The sequence below is a fragment of the Saccharopolyspora sp. genome, from assembly GCF_017434145.1.
Taxonomy (GTDB): Bacteria; Actinomycetota; Actinomycetes; order Mycobacteriales; family Pseudonocardiaceae; genus Saccharopolyspora_C; species Saccharopolyspora_C galaxeae.
This window is the reverse complement of record NZ_JAFRFW010000362.1, coordinates 1-4,037: the sequence shown is the minus strand read 5'-3', so window position 1 is coordinate 4,037 and position 4,037 is coordinate 1. Positions and strand designations below refer to the sequence as shown.

The following is a 4,037-nucleotide window of genomic DNA, read 5'->3' as shown; positions in this document are numbered from 1 at the left end:
CGAGTCCCGGGATCGCCAGCCGTGGCGCCCCGGCGACACCGGGTCGATCACGCACCATCGGGAGCGGACGATCCCGCCGGACCTGGCCGCCCGGTACCTCGGCAATCAGGATCCCGGCCCGGTCGCGACGCACGACGGGAGGCAGGCCATGTTCCGCAAGGACGCGCTGGTCGATCTCGGTTCCGGCGGCTTCGACGATGCGGCGGGCGTGAAGCTGCGCTTCGAGACACCGGACCAGGAGGGCGCCTTGGATGGGCCAGGCGGCGCGGAGTTCGGCGGCCCCGCCGAGCTCGTCGCGGAAGACCCCACCGGCGCCGAGGAAGTGCTCGGCACCTACCGGCCGGACACCCAGAGCTGGACCCCCACCTCGGCCGGACAGCGGTGGTTGCACGAGGCTGGAGCGGGCATGCCCGGACAGGATCGAGGAAGGACCCCGTGACCGTGGAGAAGGCCGACGCGATCGCGCTCGCGCAACGGTGGATGAGCGCCGTCGGGATGTCCCTCGACACTCCGGACGGCGTCCGGGTCGATCACGACAGCGTGCAGCGCGGCCCGGAGGGCTGGGAAGTGCCGTGGGACAACGTGGCCTTCCTCGACGGCGGCGACTCCATGCAGCGGATCTTCCCGCCGCCGCGGCTGATCGTCACCGAGCCGGAGGGCGAGCTGCGGTCCGCGAACACCACGCCGCACCCGGGTTTCTCCGCTCCGGTGGACTGGCCGGGGCAGCCGAGGTACCTCGAGATCATCGACCCGGAGTACCGGGAGGCGGGCTTCCACGCGCTGGGCGTGCCGCGGCACGCGGTGGCGGGCTGGCAGGTCGAGCACCCGGACGGCAGCCGGGAAGAGCGGCCGAACCCCGATTACCGGGTCGGCCCGGAGCGTGCCGGATTCCCCCGGTCGCAGAATCCGCTCGAGGCGTTGCTGAACTACCAGGCGATCCGGCTCCAACGGGCTCAGTTCCTGGTGGGGCTGCTGAAAACTGTCGTGCTCGTGCCAGTGGGCAGCAGCGGTGATGACGTCACCGTCGACACTGCGGGTGGCAGGCGCAAACTCGACGTGTACAGCTCGCCGCGCAAGATCCCGCAGGCGCTCCGATGGCTGCGGATGACCGTGCCGACCTTCGCCGAGCGGTTTCCCGGGACCGCGATGGTGCTCAACCCGCAGAGCTATCCGAGCACCGAGGTCACCGCCGAGGAACTCGCCCGCACCTGCGCCGACTACCCCGGTTTCCGGCCGGAGGAACCGCAGCTGGTCACCGAGATCGGACCGGACGGTTCGCTGGATCAGGGCGCGGAGGAAATCCGGCAGCGGTTCGGCCTCGACTCGAAGCTGGGTGTCCCGGAAAGCGCGATCCGCCAGGCGCGGGAGAGCGGCTACGACCTGACCGGGCAGGAGCGGCAGCGCATGATCCTCGGGCAGGCGTGGCACGCGGCCAACGCCAGGGCGACCGTGCGCGTGAACCGATTCGGCGGGCTCGCGGACTCCGGCGACGACATCAGCGGGCAGAGCTGGCCATCGGATCTGCACGCCAACGGCCTCCTGGCGCGACACGACGACGCCGGCCGGTTGCGCCCGGATGTGGCGAACTTCGGGAAGTTCCCGAACGTCGGCGGATCCGACCTGCACCGTTCCTGGCATGCGGTAGTGGGTGCATACGCCGGTTTCGCGCTCGGCGACGCGCTGGGGGCCGCGGTGGACGGTTGGTCCTGGCAGGAGATCCAGGACCGGTTCGGCGCGCGGGGCGTGCAGGACATGGAGCCCGCTTTCGACCGTTCCGGCCAGGTGAGCTGGCGTACTCAACTGCTGCTGTTCCTGACCGAGGGCGCCATCCGCTGCATGGACTTCAAGGGACCGCAGCATCCATCCGACGTCACCGCCGCGATCGCTTCCGCGCACGCCCGGTGGTTGTCCGCGCAAGGCGTGCCGTGGCAGCAGGCGGCGGGACCGCTCGCCCCGCGGCATCCCGAACCGGACGGTTTCTTGAGCCGGGTGCCGGAGGTGCGATTCCGCCGCGGCGTTCCGGACGGGCTGTTGGGGGCGGTTCAGCGGGCAGTGGCCGATCCGTCGAACGACACCGGGCTGCACGGGCCGATGATGCTGATGTGGTCGTTGCCGGAAGCGGTCTCGTCGCACGGTGCCGGCTCGTTGGCTTACGGCTGGCACCGCGCGTCCGTCGACGCGGCCGCTGCGGATGCGTTGAGCGGTATCTTCTTCCGGCTCATCACCTCGGCGAAGTTCGTGAACCCGACTTGGATGCAGCTGCTCGAGCTGTTGGACCAGGAGTTCCGCGAGCCGGCCGGGCAGGCCGGCGAGCAGGTCGCGGGAACCCTCCGGCATGTGGCCGATCGCAGGCACGAATACCTCGCCGACGATGTCGATGAGCTCGAAGCCATCGGTACCGGGCAGGACACGACCTCGGTGCTCGGCCGCGCCCTGCTGGCGGCGGCCAAACGCGAAGCCCATCCCCGCGTCGCGCTGCTCAGCGCGGTCAACCATTCCGGCCGCAGCGCCCTGACCGGAGCGCTCGCGGGAGCCCTCATCGGTGCCCGCACCGGCGTCGCCGGATTGCCGCAGGACTGGCTCGAAGCCCTCGACCTCACCGACCTCGTCCAGGAAGTCGCCGACGACGCCTACTGGAACTTCGGTCGCCGCAACCCGTACCACGACGACTTCACCCGAGACGGCTGGCTGCGGCGGTATCCGAGGTGGTGAGGTTGACGGGGTTCTCGCGGCCCTGTGCCCTCGACGCTTGCTGAACCGCGAAGAGCCCTAGCTCGTTGCGCGGTGATACGCCAGCTGTTCAAAGGAAGGATGACACTCCTTAACAACATGCAGTTTGCCGGCCGGTTCACCGTTTCGGCTTAGGTTCAGATCGTCATCGACGGTTATTGCGCCCGCATCGAACTGCGCGTGGCAATTGGGGCACAGGCAGAGCATGTTCTCGGCTACGTCTGGTCCATTGTGCGGGTACCCGACAGCGCGTATGTGCGCACCCTCCGCGTATGGCTGATCTTTTATCATGAGCCGGACTTCGCACGCTTGGCAGGTGAACCGGTAACTCTTCAACACCTGCTTGCGCACCTCGGCTAGACGCTTGACCTGGCTTACGGTGCGGCGCGTCCGTTGTGGGTGTGAATTTCCCGCCGGGCTTTCTGATGATGGCTCTGCGACCTGGTCTGCGTCCTCCGTCAGCTGTGTCAAAAGAAACCGGCAGACCAGATTTATTTCCGCTCTTTCCCGGTTCACTCCAAGAGTCTTCTACTAGGTAGAGACCATCGTACCGCAGGCCCGTTTTGGGGAGGTGCTGGTTTTGGCTTTTCGGGCTCGCTCCCCGGATTACTCTGACTGGTGATCCGGTCAGCTGGCTGAAGCGCAGGGCGGCATTTCCAGGTGCGCCGAAGCTTTGGTCGCCGAACTGGTGTCCGGTACCACCTCTGCCGCCATGGCCGGTGTAGATCAGCCACGTCTTGTAGTCTTCATCGTCTTCGTATCCGTCGGAGGCGACGATGGACTCGGCGCCGTGCTCTCGGTTTCCGGTGATCCCCGCCTGAAGGGCTCGATGGGCGCCCAGCACGTGCGCCTCCCGTCGAGAACGGAAACGGTGGCCGGTCGCGATTCCGGGTATATCGTCAATTACCTTAGCGGGCTTCTCAGGCGTGCGCATCACCACATTTCCCATGGTTTCCAGGTGTGCAGCGAGGTGTGTTTCCGCTGAGGACAGTTCTACAGCTAGGCCGGTTTCTTCTTGGAGGATGCTTGCGATGGCGCGAAGTTCGTAATGCTTCCTGTCGCGTATAAGGAAGGATTGCCCTCCTGCTGGCGCTTGATGCGTGCGCCTAACCTGGTCAGGCTTAAGCTGGTCGTACTTTTGCAAGGTGCGTTGCAAATCGCTCTCAGCGAGGTTCGCCAGATCCACGTCGCCACTCTACGGGGTAACACCTGTCCGCGAGGTCGTTTTGTGGCGCTCTTCGTTTTGTCTGGTGAGAGCCGCGAGTCGAGCGAGTGACGCGCGCGGCCGTCACTCTGAAGGATCGCGG

General features: G+C 66.9%; 3 protein-coding genes and 1 pseudogene. 2 read left to right on the top strand and 2 right to left on the bottom strand.

The window, feature by feature from the left end:
- Both IJH84_RS09865 and IJH84_RS09860 read left to right on the top strand, forming a co-directional pair.
- Positions 1-439, top strand: a 439-nt coding sequence (locus IJH84_RS09865; RefSeq protein WP_295143044.1) for a hypothetical protein, incomplete at its 5' end; no start/stop codon positions are given.
- Positions 436-2,712, top strand: coding sequence for an ADP-ribosylglycohydrolase family protein (locus tag IJH84_RS09860; RefSeq protein ID WP_295143042.1), 2,277 nt, complete (start codon positions 436-438; stop codon positions 2,710-2,712). The genes IJH84_RS09865 and IJH84_RS09860, both read left to right, overlap by 4 nt.
- A 57-nt stretch (positions 2,713-2,769) precedes the next feature.
- Here IJH84_RS09860 and IJH84_RS09855 read toward each other — a convergent pair whose 3' ends face one another.
- Complete coding sequence (locus IJH84_RS09855; RefSeq protein ID WP_367269002.1) at positions 2,770-3,069, bottom strand: HNH endonuclease; 300 nt, start codon at positions 3,067-3,069, stop codon at positions 2,770-2,772.
- 211 nt (positions 3,070-3,280) lie between these two features.
- A pseudogene (locus IJH84_RS29240) lies at positions 3,281-3,664 on the bottom strand (YDG/SRA domain-containing protein); the annotation flags it as partial.
- Positions 3,665-4,037 lie beyond the last annotated feature (373 nt).